The following is a 1,199-nucleotide window of genomic DNA, read 5'->3' on the forward strand; positions in this document are numbered from 1 at the left end:
CAGGGGAATCGCATATGGATTTCTCTGGCCTATTGCATTGGAGAGCAAGAGAGATTCTGAAGACGACTCCCAGAGCATGGAGGGGGTCGGATGCGGAGGTTCACGAAGGTTTTTGGTCGGCTGCCGGATCCGCGAGCGGCCAATGCCAGGCACGATCTTCTGGAGGTGTTGGTCATCGCGCTGGCGGCGACGCTGTGTGGAGCAGAGTCGTGCTCGGACATGGCGGACTTCGGCGAGGCGAAGCAAGAACTGCTGCGGCTCTTCCTGCACCTGGACCATGGCGTGCCGAGCCACGACACGTTCAGTCGGGTATTCCGCTTGCTCGAGCCGGACGCCTTCGAGAAGGCATTCCGTCGCTTCATGGCGGCCTTCGCCAAGGCCAATGGGCTCAAGCTCACGGGGGTGGTGGCCGTCGATGGCAAGGCGTTGCGCGGCGCCTACGAGCGTGGTGGGAAGGCCACGCCGCTGCATCTGGTCAACGTCTTCGCGGTGGAAGCCCGCATGGCCTTGGCTCAGCAGAAAGCGCCCGGCCGGAACGAGACCGCAGGCGCCTTGGAGGTGTTGGAGCTTCTCAGTCTGAAGGGCTGTATCGTCACAGCTGATGCGCTGCATTGCAGCCGCGCCTTTGCCAGTGCCGTGCTGCAGCGGGGTGGCGACTATGCACTGGCGATCAAGGCCAACCGTGGCCCTTTGTTCAAAGCGGTCACGCAGCAGTTTGCACGATCGGGCAAGCGCAGCAGCGCCGCACGGATCGACCCTTCCAGTCACGATCGGCACGAAGCGCGGGGTGCCACCGTCATGCGCAACACCAACCTGGCGGCACGCCATGGCTTTCCCGGCGTTGTCGCGCTGGGGCGCGTCACCTCGCGCAGGCGCCCCCGGGCGAAGCCGGCCGATGCGCCGCTCGTGCGCCACTATCTCCTCTCCAAATACATCTCTCCCAAGCGGCTGCTGCACGTCACCCGAAGCCACTGGGGCATCGAGAACCAGCTCCACTGGGTGCTCGATGTTCACTTCGCCGAGGATGGCAACCGTGCCCGAAAGGACAACGCTCCCGAGAACCTTGCCACCCTGCGCAGGCTCGCCCTCAATATCTTGCGATCTCATCCCGACACCGCCTCGATTCGACGCAAAATCAAGCGCGCGGGCTGGGATGATGCCTTCCTCCTCAGTATGCTTCGCCATATGCGATAGCCCTG

Annotated in this window: 1 protein-coding gene; it reads left to right on the forward strand. The window is 63.6% G+C overall.

The genetic code is table 11. From position 1 onward, the window contains the following. The first annotated feature begins 90 nt into the window (after positions 1–90). The gene (locus tag IVB12_RS36515) at positions 91–1,194 is read left to right on the forward strand and encodes an ISAs1 family transposase (protein ID WP_247307619.1); all 1,104 of its coding nucleotides are present in this window, start codon (positions 91–93) and stop codon (positions 1,192–1,194) included. The last annotated feature ends 5 nt before the right edge of the window (positions 1,195–1,199 follow it).

This window comes from Bradyrhizobium sp. 179, assembly GCF_023073535.1.
Classification (GTDB): Bacteria; Pseudomonadota; Alphaproteobacteria; order Rhizobiales; family Xanthobacteraceae; genus Bradyrhizobium.

Bases quoted from the DNA above. Each gene is read 5' to 3' on its own strand.
- IVB12_RS36515 (WP_247307619.1), top strand. From the start codon at position 91: ATGCGGAGGTTCACGAAGGTTTTTGGTCGGCTGCCGGATCCGCGAGCG.